General features: G+C 47.9%; 12 protein-coding genes and 1 pseudogene. 5 read left to right on the top strand and 8 right to left on the bottom strand.

The features are described 5' to 3' along the window. Positions 1–261 precede the first annotated feature (261 nt). From IEV46_RS16960 to IEV46_RS16980, 5 genes are all read left to right on the top strand, one after another. Positions 262–1,344, top strand: a complete 1,083-nt coding sequence (locus IEV46_RS16960) for a restriction endonuclease-related protein (protein WP_188433703.1) — start codon at positions 262–264, stop codon at positions 1,342–1,344. Further along, complete coding sequence (locus IEV46_RS16965) at positions 1,341–4,460, top strand: pPIWI_RE_Z domain-containing protein (protein ID WP_188433704.1); 3,120 nt, start codon at positions 1,341–1,343, stop codon at positions 4,458–4,460. The genes IEV46_RS16960 and IEV46_RS16965 overlap by 4 nt, the downstream gene beginning before the upstream one ends. Next, the gene (locus IEV46_RS16970; RefSeq protein WP_188433705.1) at positions 4,450–6,918 is read left to right on the top strand and encodes a pPIWI_RE module domain-containing protein; all 2,469 of its coding nucleotides are present in this window, start codon (positions 4,450–4,452) and stop codon (positions 6,916–6,918) included. The genes IEV46_RS16965 and IEV46_RS16970 overlap by 11 nt, the downstream gene beginning before the upstream one ends. A gap of 668 nt (positions 6,919–7,586) precedes the next feature. Beyond that, positions 7,587–8,135 carry a GNAT family N-acetyltransferase gene (locus IEV46_RS16975; RefSeq protein WP_188433706.1) on the top strand — a complete coding sequence of 183 codons (549 nt, stop codon included), beginning with the start codon at positions 7,587–7,589 and terminating at the stop codon, positions 8,133–8,135. Positions 8,136–8,310: 175 nt separating this feature from the next. After that, the gene (locus IEV46_RS16980) at positions 8,311–8,748 is read left to right on the top strand and encodes a peptidylprolyl isomerase (protein WP_188433707.1); all 438 of its coding nucleotides are present in this window, start codon (positions 8,311–8,313) and stop codon (positions 8,746–8,748) included. Between the two features lie 63 nt (positions 8,749–8,811). Here the strand turns inward: IEV46_RS16980 and IEV46_RS16985 are convergent, their stop codons facing one another. From IEV46_RS16985 to IEV46_RS18250, 8 genes and pseudogenes are all read right to left on the bottom strand, one after another. Next, positions 8,812–9,108, bottom strand: coding sequence for a GNAT family N-acetyltransferase (locus tag IEV46_RS16985; protein WP_188433708.1), 297 nt, complete (start codon positions 9,106–9,108; stop codon positions 8,812–8,814). Between the two features lie 193 nt (positions 9,109–9,301). Further along, positions 9,302–10,072 (bottom strand): MBL fold metallo-hydrolase, encoded by a 771-nt coding sequence (locus IEV46_RS16990; RefSeq protein ID WP_188433709.1) that lies wholly within the window; start codon positions 10,070–10,072, stop codon positions 9,302–9,304. A gap of 444 nt (positions 10,073–10,516) precedes the next feature. Continuing rightward, complete coding sequence (lplA, locus tag IEV46_RS16995; protein WP_188433710.1) at positions 10,517–11,509, bottom strand: lipoate--protein ligase; 993 nt, start codon at positions 11,507–11,509, stop codon at positions 10,517–10,519. Between the two features lie 100 nt (positions 11,510–11,609). Further along, a complete protein-coding gene (locus IEV46_RS17000) occupies positions 11,610–12,383 on the bottom strand; it encodes an SDR family oxidoreductase (RefSeq protein ID WP_188433711.1) in 774 nt (257 codons plus the stop codon). 86 nt (positions 12,384–12,469) lie between these two features. Then, complete coding sequence (locus IEV46_RS17005; RefSeq protein ID WP_188433712.1) at positions 12,470–13,048, bottom strand: TetR/AcrR family transcriptional regulator; 579 nt, start codon at positions 13,046–13,048, stop codon at positions 12,470–12,472. 144 nt (positions 13,049–13,192) lie between these two features. After that, complete coding sequence (locus IEV46_RS17010; protein ID WP_188433713.1) at positions 13,193–14,401, bottom strand: acyl-CoA dehydrogenase; 1,209 nt, start codon at positions 14,399–14,401, stop codon at positions 13,193–13,195. Positions 14,402–14,573: 172 nt separating this feature from the next. After that, positions 14,574–15,638, bottom strand: coding sequence for a phosphotransferase family protein (locus tag IEV46_RS17015; RefSeq protein ID WP_188433714.1), 1,065 nt, complete (start codon positions 15,636–15,638; stop codon positions 14,574–14,576). A gap of 193 nt (positions 15,639–15,831) precedes the next feature. Beyond that, positions 15,832–17,148, bottom strand: a pseudogene (locus IEV46_RS18250) (Tn3 family transposase); the annotation flags it as partial. Positions 17,149–17,919 lie beyond the last annotated feature (771 nt).

The following is a 17,919-nucleotide window of genomic DNA, read 5'->3' on the forward strand; positions in this document are numbered from 1 at the left end:
AATTTTCGTACATAGATGGCCATACCGATCCCTCCCGTGAAAACATCGGTTTTCACAGAAGGTTATTCCCCTTTTGAAGAATTATAATCCTGGACAGGGCACTAGATATATGTTGATCATCTATCAACCTCTTCCCTTCGCTCAATAAGACGAAATTGTCGAATATAATACATAATTCTGGTTGCCGGAACCTAAATTATATGGATAAAATAGTTTTTAGTTCCTGTATTAACATGCGAACTGAATCAAGGGGGAAACTGAATGGAAGAATACAAGAAAGATTTTATACACGAAACAATTTATGTTCAGTTGATCGCTCTGAAAAAGCTGCAGAAAGCTTTGCAAGGAGACGAGTTTACAATGCCGGAGACGGTAATTCATGCTCGTCGGCGACTGGCCCGCCTGTTTCTCATCTCAGGAAGAAAACCGCTGGTGGGCCTGAATGATTGGGCTGCAGCGATGCTGAGACCGATGAAAGAGTGGCTTCCTGAATCGAGCTTCTTGATAGATCCCGAAGCTCCCCTGTGGGAAGAGGACGGATGGAGTCGGGATGCCGAGGACTTTATGCGAGCTTATGGCAAACCGGAAGATTATCAAGAACAGACTGTGGCCAAAGTTGTCGAGTACTGCCGCCAATATCAGGATCAACAGGGTTATGTTCGTTTTCGCAGCTTTCTATCAGATCCCGACTGGGCCGTGGTTTCAGAGGAACAATTGAATCAGATGGCAGCATCTTTTTCCGATGAGTTTTTGAAACAACAGATACGGGCTTGCTACGAGCCATATACAGAATGGAATCATGGAAGAAAGTGTCCCAATTGTGGATGGAGTTTAACCATGAAGTCGGGATCATGGCGTTGTGGAAGAACCAATGTTTGTCACAAGTTGGAGGAAGCATTTGAGTGGTCCTTGCAGACAGCTGAACCCTTTTCGTTTAAAAAAGGAACACATGTGTATCGGTTGCGACCTGGAATTCATCGTTACATCCTTGTCCCGGGAATTCCGGAAAAAAGAATAGCTGATCATTTGGCAAAGACCCACCACATCGAGCGCTATCCGGAACAAGACCGATTTGATCTTTGTATCCATCAGGACGAACAAAAAATCTACTTGGATGTAAAATGCTTTCGCCGTCCAACCCATTTGGCCACTTATATTGAACGATTGGGAGAGGGACGATTGGAACCCTTTCGCAACGATGCCTATTTCGTCGTGCCAGACGAGTATGTGTATGTAAAAAACGGATATATCGATCAAGTAAACAATCGTATCGAGCACTTGGGTGTCACGGTCTATCAAGAAAAAGAGCTGTATCAACTTTGGAAGAAAGGAGTCGAAGTATGAGCCGTCTCACACTGTTTCAGTTGTGCAAACAGAAGAGTCGCAAGGGATATTTTGACGCTCTTCAACTTGGTGATACGGGAAAAGTTCCATATAGAAGAAAACTGTTTATCGAGGTTGAATTCACACTGTATGGAGGTTACTCCAGCGGGCTTTACGAATGGCCGGCCTCTGACTTGTGGGCCGCATTAAAAGGCTGGGAGGATTTTGTTCTTACCGAGGAAGCGGATGTCGATCGGATCCGACGACTTCGTCTGCTTGTACTCCCCTTTCAAAGCAAGGCTACTTGGGAAGATGCCCTCTCTTTTTACCGTACAATCGAAGAACGTTATCGTATGTTCACTTTCGATGAAGCGGGAATGATGAAGTTGCGCTCTAATCTGCCCGTCTGTTCTGATCGGCCGCAATTATACGAACAAATCTTGTCTTCCGCCATTCCGCGCAGAAAAAGAAAGGCACTGTTGGCCCGGCCCAATGAAGAATATCGATATGATCGTGCGGAAACAAAAGATGTTTACACGATAAAGATTCCAGCTGTTTCGTCATCCCCTTCGTCCAAGCAGAAAACTCCCCGAAAGAAGAAGTCGCTGACCATTCCCGCTGATTTTGATTGGGTGCAGTTGGGAAGGGAAATGGATCAAATTCGAAAGGATCACGGCCATGAACCGGTTGATTATGCCGGTCGCATGACGGATATGTCCGTTAAGCCCTTAAGCGGAGATGAAAAGCAGCCCATGAAGTTCACCGAGTTGATGCACATCTTGGGGGGATTGGGAGCGGGAAAATCTACTTGGATGGTTGCTGCCACCTATGAGCTGGTACGGAAGGGAGGCAAAGTCGGCTTCATTGAAAGTAGTGTGGCCAATATACTGAAACGGGCCGAAGAACTTCGCTCGCTCCGTCTCTCTGTAGCCACCATCATCGGTACAAGACAACGTAGTGACCATGAACGGGAGCACTTGGATCGGCCGGGTCTGACCCTTGATGAGATTGCTCAAGATTCCAGCCTGTCTGACCTGTCTTCTCTCTGTTTGATCGAAGCACTTGCAAATGACGAAACTGTCAATAGCCAATATCCGTGTCAAAAACTATATAAACCCAGGAACAAGGATAAGCATTATGCCTGTCCTTTGGCTTCCCAATGCGGTCTGTATCATCAATTAACAACATTGGAGCAAGCGGATGTATGGATCGCCACACCTGCCAGTTTGGTCTCTTCCCGGATACCACCACAACTCCGCTCGGATCACCCCACCTTTTATGAAGCTTTCTATGAGGCGTTGGATGTGGTCTTTGTTGACGAAGCCGATGCGCTTCAGGAGAATTTTGATCAATCCTTCATCCGGGACGAAAATCTGTTCGGTGATCGCGGTCATCTCATTGAAAACACCATTCGCGATATCCGGAATGCTTTACACGGCCTTTATGAACCCGGCGGTCAATTCCTTACACAGTACTTACGACGGTGTGACACAGCCCTCGATGCGACACGCTGTATGTTTCAGCTGATCAAAGAACACCCGAAGATTCAAAAGTTCTTGCGAAGTCGCGTCTCTTTCAAGTTTCAGTGGGAATATAAAGTGAAAGACTCGTTGAAAAAATGGGGCTCCTCTCCCGAGATAAAAGCCTTCACTTCTATCTTGGAATCATGGAACCCCGATCCATCCGAAGACCCATTGTGGAAACAAAATCGTACAAGGAGTCCAGATCCCGCTTGGTATCAGAAAACTGAAGATTTTCTAGATGAAAAAATAAATTTCCAAGAACTGCTGAATCTAAAACCGACAACATCCGCACAAAAAACCAAACTTCGGAACGTCGAAGCCGAATGCCGTTTTTACTTGTGGCTATGCCGATTGGAATCCAGTCTAAAATTTATTACGGATCGCTATCCCGAATTGCTTTCCTATGTAGACGATTTGAAGATCCGCCTTCCTTACAGTGCTGCCAAGAATCCGTTACTGCCATATCTACCGACGCCCACCTTGGGCTATCGCTATGGATATCGCTTAGTTCAAGAGGAAAACTCTGAGCAGCTGATTATGAAACTGATCGAATACAATACCGTCGGTCGTGTACTTCTGTACCGTTTTCCTGATCTATTTCAGGCGGTTGGGGACGGACCCGGACCGGCTGTGGTCCTTTTATCCGGAACAACGCTGACCCCGAGGAATACCCATTTTTCTTTGCCTGTCTACCCTGATTGGCTGATTACTTCTTCCAACAAAGCTTCAACCATCACACAGGAATTTCTACCCTTATCGGATCCAACCGGGCGCCCGATACGTGTTTCCGGTATGAAACCGATCGACAGGAATTTGGCTCTCAAGAAAATGGCCCGACAACTACCTTCGATCATGGAAGCGGAAAAAACTTACTGGAAACAACAACGGGGGGTACTGCTTGTCACCAATTCCTATCACGACAGCGACACAATAGAAGAAGCATTTTCCCGTTCTCCATCCCAGTTACAAATCAAGTCCCTATCCCGAAATGTAAAAGACGCAGAGCTGCATGTCACCCGTCCTCGACTTCTGGAAATGGCAAACAAAGCTGACGCTCTGATCACCCCTCTTTCCGCCATGAATCGCGGAGTCAACCTGGTGGATGAGAATCGAAAAGCCCTTTTCGGAACCGCTTTGTTTCTGAGCCGACCTTATCCGCCTCCCCAGGATATCGCATATATTCTTTCATTTATTCACAGCCGCTTACCCCATTTGATTCAGCAGGTTCGGCAACAGAACCTGTCGGGGAAAAAAGCACTTTCTTACTTTCGCGAAATCTGCCATTCCATTTTCAGCCGCATGCATGACAAGCCGAATTTCTGGAAGAGCCTCGACAAAGATGAGCGACTGGATCTCGCTTGGTACTTATTTGTCCCTATCTGGCAAATGGCAGGACGCCTGGTCCGGGGAGGGGTACCTGCCCGATTGCTGTACATCGACTCCAGCTATGCAACGGATTCCGCAATCTCTCTTTTTGAAGCATGGTATCAATTGTTTGAACCACATCAAGATCATTGGCTTTATCAGGAATTGTACGGGCCGTTCCTGTCATCCTTGGAAAATCTTGTGCAACGGGAAAAGTTGGAAAAGGAAGTTGATATGAATGAGCTCTAAACACCAGTTGCATTTGTTTGCATTTGATGTTACGAACCCGCCAATGCCGAAACATCCGGTATACGGTTTTATGATGCCTCCCTCTTGGCAAAAAATAATATCGCCTTGGGTATTTGAGGGGGATCACAAGAAAGCGATCGCCTTCAAAAGACTGCGAAACGATTTGATGCAGTTATATCCCGGTTTATTGTACACCCGCTTTGACGAACCTGCCTTACACGGACATACCCCCACAATAATCGCCGATCAGCCGATCCCAGTGGATGTGCTGGCTCGCCACTTTACCCGCCATTTTCATATGCAGCAGAAAAGCGAGTCTTTTGACGTATCCGACACCGACTGGACCCCGATCCCTTGGTCCTCGATCGAGCACCCTGATAAGGAGGTTTATCATTGGTTGCCGGCATATATTTCCCGACACTTCGCAGATCAATCCAGCCCTTTCCAAAGAATGATCTACCATCCAAGTACAAAGCAACAGGTTTTTGATCGGGAATTGCGTTTTTATCCGGTTTTCTTAAATGGTCGATACGGATGTATGACTGAACCTTACGAAGGATTCTCCTACGCTGTCTACTTTTCGGTGCAGACCCGCGCCCATCAGCCCGGCCGCAAATTCTTGCATGTCCATCCACAAATTCATCGATACGTCTCTAATCCCGTCAATAATAAAAAATGTTTACGATCCAAAAGAGATGGGACCGTTTTCGTCCGGTTAGCCCCCAAAAAGGGTACTGTCCCCTTTGTTCCCTTGGCGATCACAAAAAGCTCCAAACCGGAGGTCATTGCAGAATGGAAAGAAAAAGGAACACTGGAATATTTAAATCACTTTCTCAGTGAACCTCTTGAATTAAAATCTCTTCTGGAAAATCCCTCCCAGTACCAAAATCCGGATGAAAAAGTTTGCGCTTTGCTTTTATACAATCCGACCTTTTACTCTTCCTTTTTTAACGGCCATGTGGCCGCAAGCGGAATGGGCCTCTCAGAACGGAAGCAGGTGTTTGACCTTGTAAAAGAGGTCTTTCCGGAGCTTGAACCGCTGGACCCTTTACAAAAAGTGAAACTGCCCAGGGCTGGATACCAAAAATTCCCTATGTTAATCCCTCATCCAAAAGTAAGGCATTTGACTATCAATTGTCACACAAGCGAATCGGTGTTTTCGGAATTGATTGCAGAGATCAACAAAATGTCCAAGGGCATTATAAAACAGAGGGATCATGTGTACCGACTATGTGCGAATGGACCTGAAACGGTGGTGGAATTAAAACACTGTCCCGAAAGTGGCGTGGTTCAGGAAGTAAATCCCGACCATCCGCATCAAACCATCCGCAGGATGAAATCAATCCTATTGGAAAACGGACAAGCTCAAGGAGCCTTGATCGAAATAGAGCCCAAAGAAACATGGGCGAAAAACCCGGAGGCCGATCCCAAGCAAGCATTGCGGGTTGCCTTTGCAGAGTGCGGACAGCTGACCCAGTTTTTACATGGACAAATGAATAAAGAAAAGGAAGAGGACTTTCAATTTCGGGTGAAAAACGCCTTTTTCGATCTGTTGAGCGATTTTGGGATCTTTACATACAACCTGATCAAAGGGAGAACCCTTGAAGGGACATGGTTGTTTGTCACAGCCCTTCGACCCAATGGAATGAAAGAAGGTCGTGTTGTATATGCCCGTTATGACGGACAACATTATCTACTACGTATGGAAGGGGATGACGGGGAATGGCGAACGCTTCCTGACTTTATCATAGAAGCAGGAGGTCTGAAACAAGGACGCATTGCAAAACAGCTTTCAAAAAATAAACAACCGGAGATCGAACAAACCCTCCTTCAAGTTTTGCAGGAAAGTGAAGAGACTTTGATAACTGTTTTTGACAGAAAACCATTTCATCAGCTTTATCCTTCCGTACAGGACAAACAGATGATAGATGGGGACTGGCACTTGAAAAGACCCGAACTCCGGATTCAGCGGGAGCGTCTGCGTTTTCTACGCTTGACCAAAGATCACTACGTTCCTGGTTATCACAATGATGTACCTGGAAAGGATTACTCATTCACTGCCGGCCTTTTTCTCTCTTCAGATCGAACTTACTACAGCCTAGGAGGAAAACCGGACACACATCAGCTTGCCGCTCGGTTCACAAAAGCAACCAATCCCAAGGAACCATTGCCTCAACCCAATCTGATGGAGTTTTTGCCTGTGGGTCATTGGGAGACGGGCGAGGCTGAAAAAGCGGTAAAGCAGCTCCATCTATGGCGACGTGCCAACCTGGGTTACAAGCATCATACCAATGATCCGTCACCGCTACATCGCTTAAAAACAGTGGAGAAATATATTGAGGCATTTCTTGCCGTTGATCTCTTACAAAGGTCCCAGCCGATATTAAGTAAAAAGGGATTGACCAAAATGAGCAGTTCGGAAAGGAGGTGCATTATCCCCGATTCCAAAAATGAGTAGTTATCAATCAAGACCAAAAGCCGGTTTTGCCGTTCAAAAGACAACGTAGTAAAATGATACGTTACCCAGGTGGAGGAAATCCAAAGGAAAAATGATATCATCGACTCCGAATATGATCTGGTGTGAGGGCTTATAAATAGGGAAGCCTGGGATCACATCTTGGTCACACAATACCTTCCCGGGAAGCGTTTTGTAATCGAGTCCATTATAGACAGCCCCTTCCCCAATACTTTAGAATACATTGTGATCAATAAAGCTTAGATCAAATCCAGTGGTATATCAGGTGTGCCACCTCTGATCATCATTGAAAACATCAAAGAGTGATCAAAACAAGCCGACATCCTGTCCACGCAGGTCCCGGCTTGTTTTTTATCTCATCGGAAACTCTCTGCAGATCGTCCATCCCATGGCCGGCTTCCGAGGAAACCTCTCACACTAACCCCTCCTTTTCATCAAGATCAGGGGTTGTGATGAGTTTTATTGAACCTAAAAAAGAGAAGAAACAAGGAAGGCAAAAATCGACATGCTTCTTGTCAACCCCAAATAACTCTTGATTATCAAGGATTCATCCATTTTTCCCGGGGAATTTCCCAAAGTATGTTAAAGTAAGAGTTGTGTTGTCGGCGGGTCTTTTTGACTCTGCCAAAAATTGAACAGGAGGACATTCTGTGAATTGGTATAACCGTCTCAACGAGTACTTTCCCGAGGAAGAAATGAAAGCCTACGGCCAGCTGCGCGACCTGATCCATGACCAAGACATGTACCACAAAGAGGAAACGGAAGACTACCTCATCCTGTACGGTGAATTCTCTTCCTTCGTCTTTGTGGATTACCTGCTGGTGAAACAGAAGGTGCGGGGCAAAGGGGTAGGAAGCCGGGTGATCCAAAAGCTGAAGGCAAAAGGAAAACCGATTCTGCTGGAAGTGGAGCCTGTCGACCCTGAGGTGGCTGACACCCAAAAACGTGTCCGTTTCTACCGGAGAAATGGATTCAAACTGGCCGATCGCGTCCATTATGAACGGGAAACAGAAGACGGGGACACCTTCACCCTGAACATCCACTACTGGAGTCCCAAGCCCATCGGACAAAAGACGATCATGAACATGATGGCCCAAGCCTGCGACAAAATCCACAACTTCCGATCGAAACAACATTATGGCCGACTCCAGGCCGATCCGGACAAAGTGCTGGAACTGAAAGATCCTGTGTTAAACTGAACCGAAGCAAACCCGGACCCGACTTTCCGTCGACGTCCGGGTTTGTTTTTCACTCCGGCCATTGAGGCAACATTTTTCAGCCTCCTCTGCCATCGTCAACCTTTTGCCCCGCCTTTCCCTCATCCGGAGCCCGACTGTGATACAATGGGAAAGTCCATTGAAGGGAGGCAATATCATGACTGTCAAAGGAAGCATTGAAATGGAAAACGGAGGGAAGATCGAGATTCAGTTTTTCCCTGACGCTGCACCAAACACGGTGGCCAACTTCCGGAAACTGGCTGATGAGGGCTTTTACAACGGATTAACCTTTCACCGCGTCATCCCCGGATTTGTCAGCCAAGGAGGATGTCCTCTCGGCAACGGACGGGGGGATGCAGGTTACACCATTCCCTGCGAAACAGAAAACAATCCCCACCGGCATGAACCCGGTGCCCTCTCCATGGCCCATGCCGGCAAGGACACCGGCTCTTGCCAGTTCTTCATCGTCCATGAAGCCCAGCCCCATCTCGACGGAGTCCACACCGTTTTCGGCAAAGTGACCCAGGGACTGGACGTGGCTCTCAACATGAAAAACGGCGACCGGATGAAAGAAGTGCGGGTCTGGGAGGAATAATCCAAAAAGAAACACCGGGCGGAGATTTCCCTCACAGCCCGGTGTTCGTCTATTTCAGATCTTTCACCAGATGGATTCCAGGGGTTCCAGAGCATATAGATCTCTGTCCACCTTCGGGGCCAGCCGGCAGCCGTATGCAAAATAGAACCCCAAGGCGGAGTCGGTTTCCGTCGCCGAGATGTAGAGTTGGTTCGCCTGTTTTTCCCGGGCCAATCTGCAGATCTCATCCATCAGTTTCCGGGCCCCCCCTTGTCTCCGATATTCACGGCTCACATAGAGAAAGGCCATCTGCAACTGATCCTGCTCCTCTCCGAGCCACTCCCCTCCCAAAACCGCCATCCCTGCCCATGTGAAACCCAACCCTCCCTGCATAGCGAGACCGGGGGCGAAAGCCCCCTGGCGAGACTTGTACTGGTGAGTGCATAGCGAGACCGGGTGCGAAAGCCCCCTGGCGAGACTTGTGCCCTATGGGTATGAATGGCTTTTTCACAACGCTTCTAGATTTGTTACGGCTCACTTTATTACAGATTAATTTCATTGGCAGCCTTGAATTTTATATCGTTAATTCAAACCCATCATATGCAAACTGCACGCCTTCCGGAAGCCTTTTCTCATGTTTTGGAATATCAATGTCATGTGATAGATGAGTTAAAATCATTCTCGGAATCTGATATTTTTCTTTTAAGGTTAATACTTCTTCCACATCATATATTGAACGTTTTTTTATATCAGCTTCTTCTTTCCAAAAAGACGTTCCGATTATAATCAAATCAGATAGCAGGAAGGGATTTAGCTGGTCCTCTGTCGCTCTAAAAATATCTGGGATATAAGACCAAACAAAGCCTTTTCTTTCAAATTTAATACCGTAGGCATACCCATTGAAACCATGATTGACTTTATGGAAGGAAATATTCCAATCATCTAATTTACTAATATGACTAGCTATAAAATGTATACCCCTTCGTTTTATCAAATAAGGATATCGTTGTCTTAAGATCCCTATCATCTCAGGCGGACTAGTAATGCCCGTATTAACATTTTGCCAAAAGCATAAATCCGCCAAATCTCCGAGACCACCAATATGATCATTATGAGCATGCGTTATTAAAACATTACATGGTACTTTCCCGTCAGCGTACTTTAAAAATTGTGTACGGAAATCAGGGGAAACATCGATTAACAGATTCGATTTGCTACTCTTTACTAAAAGACTGCAACGATTTCGCAAATTTTTCTGTTGGGCTTTCTTACACACACTACAATTGCAGAGCAGACGCGGAACTCCTTGAGCATCACTCGTTCCCCAAAACGTTAAATGTAACATTTAACCCCCCCTGGTATTAACTAGGGTTTTCCTGCGGATTGTAAATTTCAATGACAACCAATATCTCCATTTTACTCAAGCTTTCTCACCAATATTTGTTTCAATAAACCCCTTCGATGGAAACATCTCATATCTTAAAAAAACTTACTCATATTCCATGTGACCCACCTCCCATGTTGCAAATGCCAACGGATTTAAAAGCGGACTCGATAGCGTTTATGGAACGAAGAATCGTATGAGAGAAGCAAGCGAACACTGTCTAACACCCTCGGATCACTCCGAATTATCCACCATATGAATCATTAATAATCTTCAATGGTATACTAGAAAGAATCATCAGTCAAGCAGTAATTTACTTTTTTCCGATCGATTTCCATCCGATCCAGTCGATCCATTCCCCCTCCCGTTAAAAAAATGCCGGGGAAACCCCGGCAAAGTCCGATGTCAATAGACCAAGTCGATAAACTCTTCCTTGGACACCTTTCCGAAATACTCCCCGATGTCGATCCCTTCCAAAGCCTTTGCGATCTCCTCCCGATCATAGCGACTGCCGGTGAGCCGATCCTGGATCTCCCGGACATCCTTCACTCCGAAAAAGTCTCCGAAGATCGTGCAACCCTCGATCATACCCTTTTCCACCTGCAGGCGCACATCGATGCTGCCTGCCCCTTCAAAGCGCCGGGAGTGCTCCACATTGAATTTGGGCGAATGGCCGAAGTTCCAGTCCCAATTGCGGTAGCGTTCCTCAGATATTTGATTGATCACCTTCCAGTCGGCCTCGGTGAGGCGATATTGGGGAATCTCCGCCTCCTCCTCAAAGATGTAGCGGAGCAAGATCTCGCGAAACTCCTCCACGGACAGCTTGCGATCCAGAAATTCGCTGATGTTGGCCACGCGACTCCGCACCGATTTGGTGCTCTTGGACTGGAATTTCTCCTTTTTTACCTTCAAAGCCTCCGCCACCCGTCCCAGATCCACATCCAACATCAGGGTGCCGTGGCTGAACATCCGCCCCTTGGTGCTGAACTGGGCGTTGCCGGAGATCTTCTTCTCCCCGACCTGGATGTCGTTACGCCCTGTCATCTCAGCGTTGACTCCGAGGCGATGCAACGCCTTGATCACCGGTTCGGTAAACTTGCGGAAGTTGAGGAAACTATCCCCGTCATCCTTGGTGATAAAACTGAAGTTCAGATTCCCCCGGTCATGATAGACCGCCCCGCCCCCGGACAGACGGCGGACCACATGAATCCCGTGCTCCCGGCAGTAATCCACATGAATCTCTTCCACCGTGTTCTGGTTCCGCCCGATGATGATGGAAGGATCATTGATATAAAACAAGAGATAGGTCTCGTTGATATCCAGATGCTTCAACACATATTCCTCAATCGCGAGATTCACCCGCGGATCATAGTGATTCTGGTTGTCAATAAACAGCAAACCCCTTCGCCTCCCTGTATCGTCCATGCATCACAATTGTAACCAATGGGAAGGGGATGAGCAATCAAGGATGGGTGCTCATGTATCGGAAAAATTCCCTTCAGCAGGAACTTTGACCGCCATCCACGACGATGGTTTGGCCGATGATATAATCTGAGGCCCTCGAGGCGAGAAATAAAGCCACCCCTCTGATATCCTCGTCATTTCCAAACCTGCCGGCCGGCGTTCCAGCCAAGATCCGGTTCCCGGCAATTTCCAGCAAACCTTTCGACATTTTTGTCGGGAAGAACCCTGGTGCAATCGCATTCACCTGTATGTTATACGGCGCCAATTTCACGCCAAGATCCCTTGTAAATGAAATGATCGCTCCTTTACTCGCATTGTAACCGATCGTATCCATCACTTCCGCAGGGGATCCCTTCAAACCCGCCACTGAAGCCATATTGATGATTTTTCCCCGCTCCTGCTTCACCATCACTTTCCCGACTGCCTGCGAAAAGAGGAAGGTGCCCTTTACATTCACATCCATCACCTTTTGCCACTTGTCCAGGGGCATTTCCAGGGCCGGAGCTCCCCAGGTGGCCCCACTGTTGTTGACCAGAATATCGATGTGACCAAATTCCCTCAATGTCGCTTCCACGACATGGTTCACATCTTCAGGATTTGTCACATCGCATTTCATGGCAAGGGAGCGAATCCGTTGCCCTTTCAACTTCTCACTGATTTTCTGACAGACTTCCAACCTTCGTGAGCACACCACAACATGGGCACCGGCTTCGGCCAGAACCAGAGCGATCTGTGCCCCCAGCCCGCGCCCCCCACCGGTCACAATGGCTGTTTTACCCGTTAGATCAAACATGGATTGAATGTTCATAATCGCCTCCTGACTGACCAACCGGTCAGTATGTAAAAATAGATTTTACTTCCTCCTGTTGGGAAGAAGGCTGCACTTCTCTTGGGTCAACCGCTTTTTCCCCCTTGAGCCGAGATCCCGTCCAGCAAGGTTTCAGCATAAATTTCAGCCAGTTCTTGCGCGGATACCGGGCCCGAGGGATCAAACCAACTGTAACTCCAATTACACATGCCAAGAATGGAAAAACACACCATCCCCGCGTTCAGATCCTGCCGAAACTCCCCATCCCGGATGCCCTTTTCCAGCAGATCCAACAGGTTGAAGCGGAATTTTTTTCTTTTTTGTTTGATCAGCCGCTGATTCTCTTCATTCAAATTCCTCAGTTCCCGAAAAAAGATATTGGCATTACGCCCGTTTGGCTCGATCTCTGTGATGAGCAGACGGATGACTCCAATTACCTTCGACTTGTAATCCCCGGATGACTCCATGATTTCCCTCTGCTTTTTCAACAGTTCATCAATATAAGTGGACTGAATCTCCATCAACAACTGTTCTTTGGAAGAGAAGTAATAATAAAAGGTTCCTTTCGTTGCATCCAATGCATCCACAATGTCTTGAATCGAGGTCTCGCTGAAACCTTTCGATTCAAACAGACGGATACTTTGTTCCATCAATTTTTGCTTCATCCTGGCGTTCCTTCCTTCACGTTCTTCACTTTGGCCTGACACCTCCCTTGATCCTAGCAAAGTTTCAGACCTCCAACATCTTCATTTGTATACAAGAACGACGATGGAAATTTCAGATCCCCTGTCATTCATTCTTCCGATCGATTAATGATTGTATTTTTTTAGTTCCAACTTTGCGATCGCATTGCGGTGAACTTCGTCAGGGCCGTCGGCGAGGCGTAATGTCCGGGCAGCCGCCCAACTTGCCGCCAGTGGGAAATCTTCACTCACCCCGGCGGCTCCATGGGCTTGAATCGCACGATCAATCACGCGTTGTGCCATATTGGGGGCAACCACTTTGATCATGGCAATCTCTGCCCGTGCTTTCTTGTTTCCGACAGTATCCATCATATGAGCCGCTTTGAGCGTCAACAAACGTGCTTGTTCAATCTCGATCCGCGAATTAGCAATCCATTCTCTGATCACTCCCTGATCCGCCAGCTTTTTACCGAACGCCTTGCGCTCTTGAACCCGCTTGCACATCAACTCAAGGGCACGCTCCGCCGCTCCGATCAGACGCATGCAATGATGAATCCGTCCGGGTCCGAGTCGCCCTTGTGCGATCGCAAATCCCTTTCCCTCCCCCCAGATGAGATTGGAGGCAGGAACCCGAACCCGATCAAACTCGATTTCCCCATGGCCGTGTGGTGCGTCATCATAACCAAAGACAGGCAACATACGATGGATTTTCACCCCCGGAGTATCCAGGGGAACGAGAATCATCGACTGCTGCTCATGCTTGGGTGCATCTGGATTGGTTTTTCCCATAAAAATCGCAACTTTGCAACGGGGATCGCCTGCACCAGAAGACCACCACTTTCGGGCAGTGAGAACATAGGTATCGCCGTCTTTTTCAATTCGACCTTCCACATTGGTTGCATCAGAGGAGGCCACATCCGGTTCTGTCATTGAAAAACAGGACCTGATTTTTCCTTCTAACAGCGGCTTCAACCACTTTTCTTTTTGTTCCGGCGAACCGTAGCGGGCCAGAACCTCCATATTTCCTGTATCGGGCGCATTACAGTTAAACACTTCCGGTGCGATCGGGGAACGCCCCATGATTTCACAAAGCGGTGCATACTCCAAATTGGTCAATCCTGCACCATATTCACTTTCCGGTAAAAATAAATTCCACAGCCCTTGTTCCTTCGCCTTTGCCTTCATCTCCTCCATTACCGGAGGGATCCGCCATCGACTCTTTCCATGATTGAGTTGCTCTGTGTATACCCTTTCATTGGGATACACCACCTCATCCATAAACTTCTCAAGTTTGCTTTGGAGTCGCTTCACCTTTTCAGAGTGGTTGAAATTCACACTTTCCCCTCCCCCTCCATGTCATCCTTTACAATTGTTTCTGCGTTGAAATGCGGGACAATCGACTCGATCGGCCACGGCTTGCCCATTCCAAAGGGATGCGACCCATACTTTTTTCTCCGGTGCCGCCATTTTGATAGCCACGGTCCCGTTGGAAGATGGATCTTTTCCATCATCCTTTCACCGTTTGTTGCCGTCCGTGCTCAATCAACACTTTTACGAGCTCACCCAGGTGAGCGAAGCGCTCGTCTTCCGTCTGTCCCTTTTTCCACCGATAATAGATCTGTTGGCAAATCACTGCCAATTTGAAAAAGGAGAACGTCAAATAATAATGGATCTGTGAAACATCCCGCCCGCTCTTCTTGGCATAAGACTCGATAAATTGCTCCCGCGTGTAAAAACCGGGACGTAGCGTAATCGAAGGTTTTCCTTGCCCGAACTTCAACAAGTCCGGATCGGCAGCTTCAGTCCAGTAGCTCATCGCCACCCCAAGATCCGCCAAGGGGTCTCCTACCGTTGACATCTCCCAATCAAATACACCGGTCAACTCCGTCGGATTTTCCTCGGAAAAAAGTACGTTGTTCAATTTAAAATCATAATGAATCAGAGTGGGGGCTTGGGATGACGGAATCCGGTCCACCAGCCATCGGGTAAGTTCCTCCACCCCTTCGATTTCGTCGGTTTTTGAGCGCTGATAGCGTTGGATCCAGCCATGGACCTGCCGCTGCAGAAATCCCTCCGGATGTCCGATCATGTCCAGACCCGCCTTCTTTGGATCGATTCCGTGAAGGGCGACAAGTGTATCCACCATGGTTTCGGAGATCCGTGCAAAATCTTCTCGGGTCAGGTTCAGTTCCGGAGGAATCTCCTGATCCAACATCACACCGTGTCGACGTTCCATAATGAAAAAAGGGCTGCCAACCACTTTGTGATCATCGCTGAACAGAAGCGGTTTCGGTGCCAAGGGAAAAACCGGATTCAGTTTCCCCAAAATCCTGCTCTCCCGTTCCATATCATGTGCTTTGGGGGCGACGGAGCCAAGGGGAGGGCGTCTTAATACCGCTTCCCATTCCCCTTTTTTCAAGACGTATGTCAGATTGGAAAGGCCCGAAGGAAACTGTTCCACCTGCAACGGCTCCTGAGGCAACCCCTCCAGATGTAGACACAGAAATAGATCCAATTTGTGAACGTCCAGTTCCTCACCTTTTCGAACAGGGATGGTCTTTGGTTTGGTCATCCACTGATCACCTCGCATGGCGACTAAAAAATACTGACCAGTCGGTATGTTAAGTACTATCACCATATTATGAAATATATTCAGATAGTCAAGTCCATACAGGGGTAGTCCGAGATACGTGTAATATATACAGTTTAGATTGGGCATTTGTTCCAATTGATAGATAAACCCCCGTCATGACGGGGGTTCAATTTTATACCATCATCTCAGAAGGGGGTTCCAGTAGGATCAATTCCGGCTCCGGCGGTTCCGGTGTATTGTCCATATCGATGATGTAGTCCCCGAAGCGCTTGATGTGACTGGTCATATAGGGGCTTAAGGCGGCAACGGCTTCGCTTTCGAAGCCATAGCCCTCTTTGGTCAGCTCTCGCAAAACCGTGGTTAGGTCTGCTACATTCTGAAAAATGATGGCGTTGGCCACTAGGTCATTGTACTTGATCGCCTTTTCTTGTTCCTCTGGATCGTTGTCGGCGATCACACTCTCACCGCCGAAAAAGAGCCATTTGGAAAAGCCGTTGTAGGCTTCCGCCTTGTTTGTTGTAGCCGTGATTTGTTGACGCAATTCCAGGTCGGAGATGTATTCCAGGAGGAATACCGTCCGGACCACCCGGCCTAACTCGCGGAAAGCCTTGTACAGTCGGTTCTTTTTGCTGTAGTTGCTGAGTTTGCGAAGCAACGTGGCGGAAGAAATTTTCCCGGCTTTGATGGAGAGCACGACCCGGAGCAGGTCTTTCCAGTGCGTCTAGATCAGCTTCCAATCGATGGTTTCGGAAAACAACCCGTCAATGTGCCGAAAGCGGACATCCTCAAAGGGGCGGAAGAACTTCAGCTTCTTCAGGTTGCGAATCCGGGGCATCAACTTAATTCCCAGGAGATAAGCCAAGGCAAACACCGGCGTGGATTGGCCTTGGGTGTCGGCGTGCATCGTATCCGGCTGGATGTCGGACTCGTTTTTCAGCAGCCCTTCGATGATGTAAACCGCCTCCCACACTCCGCAGGGGATGAAGTGACTGAATAGGGCGATATAATTATCCGACACATGGTGATAGGCGATCCCGCCGTACCCCCCGTAACGGATATGGTATTCGGCCAACAGGGGGCGGCATTCTTCCCAAGACAGCAATTGCTCCCGGTAATCGGCAAAGTCATCGGAGCCCTGGATGCAGACATCCCCCGTTTTCATTTCCGTCGCCAGGGAGGAAAAGACGCAAACTTCCAGGTGACGGCGGGCGATCTCATAGCCGCCGACACGCTTTTTGACTCGGATGATCCGCTGCCATGCCTCAGAAGCGAAAGAGAGGTCCACCTCATCCGGCACCCAGTCGCCTCGGAGATTCCGGTGTTCCTTCACAAACTCCAGGGCCCGGATCAGGCGTCGGTCCTCCGAGGTGGAATCCAGCTGGAGTGCATCAATCAGACGGAATAGAACTGAACGGTGATTCCGTCGGAAAAACTTCAGAATCAGAGGAAGGTAATTGTTTCCGTGACAGGAAGCGACGGCTTCACAGTCATCGCGGACATCTCCAAGCGAAACGGAGGAGTCCCTATTGAATATCGAGAAGGACGACCTTTAAAAGCTCGTGGATCGCCTGGTGCTAACAGGACAAAAAAGTGCCTACGACTTTCTCTGCTACTTGATCGACCGATAGAAAGACCCGTATTATGAGATTAAAAGTTAGAACCTAAATGCCTCGGGGATGCAAGGACAGTTCTGCGGGAAGCGGGACAAGCCGACCGGAATCCGAATGCTATCCAGTAACATTGAGAATCATCGGAGAGTATGTGGAGTACAGCTTCGGAGACTAAGGGGCTCCGGCCCCTTTCTTACATAAAGGAGGCAGGATGTGAAATACAAATTATATGATTTTTCCATTACTTGGGGATTGTTCTTGTGCTTTTTTATAGGAGGTTTTGTGTGGGAGCGAAATGTAGTTGACCCTATAAGTGAAACTTGGGGAGACGTCTTTGTATACTGCCTTGTCGCAGCATTTTTTAGTGGAATTGCGCTTTCATTGTTTGGAATCCCCGTCTCGGTTTTGTCCGATAAAATTACGAAGAATCTTCCCATACGTCCCTTTTGGGCTTTTCTTGTTCACTCAGGCTTTGCGTTTGGCGGGGTTCTTCTTCTAACATACGGAAATTATGGAAGTGCAATGATGGCTGCTTTAAGTGCTATACTAGTGCCCCTTCAGGCAACTTTGATCTTGTTTTGCTCATTTAGGATCACAGCGTCCCGCTTGTTCTTGTTGCGCCACCGTATGTACTCCTGAATCGCCTTCAT

Source organism: Kroppenstedtia guangzhouensis, from assembly GCF_014637345.1.
Taxonomy (GTDB): Bacteria; Bacillota; Bacilli; order Thermoactinomycetales; family DSM-45169; genus Kroppenstedtia; species Kroppenstedtia guangzhouensis.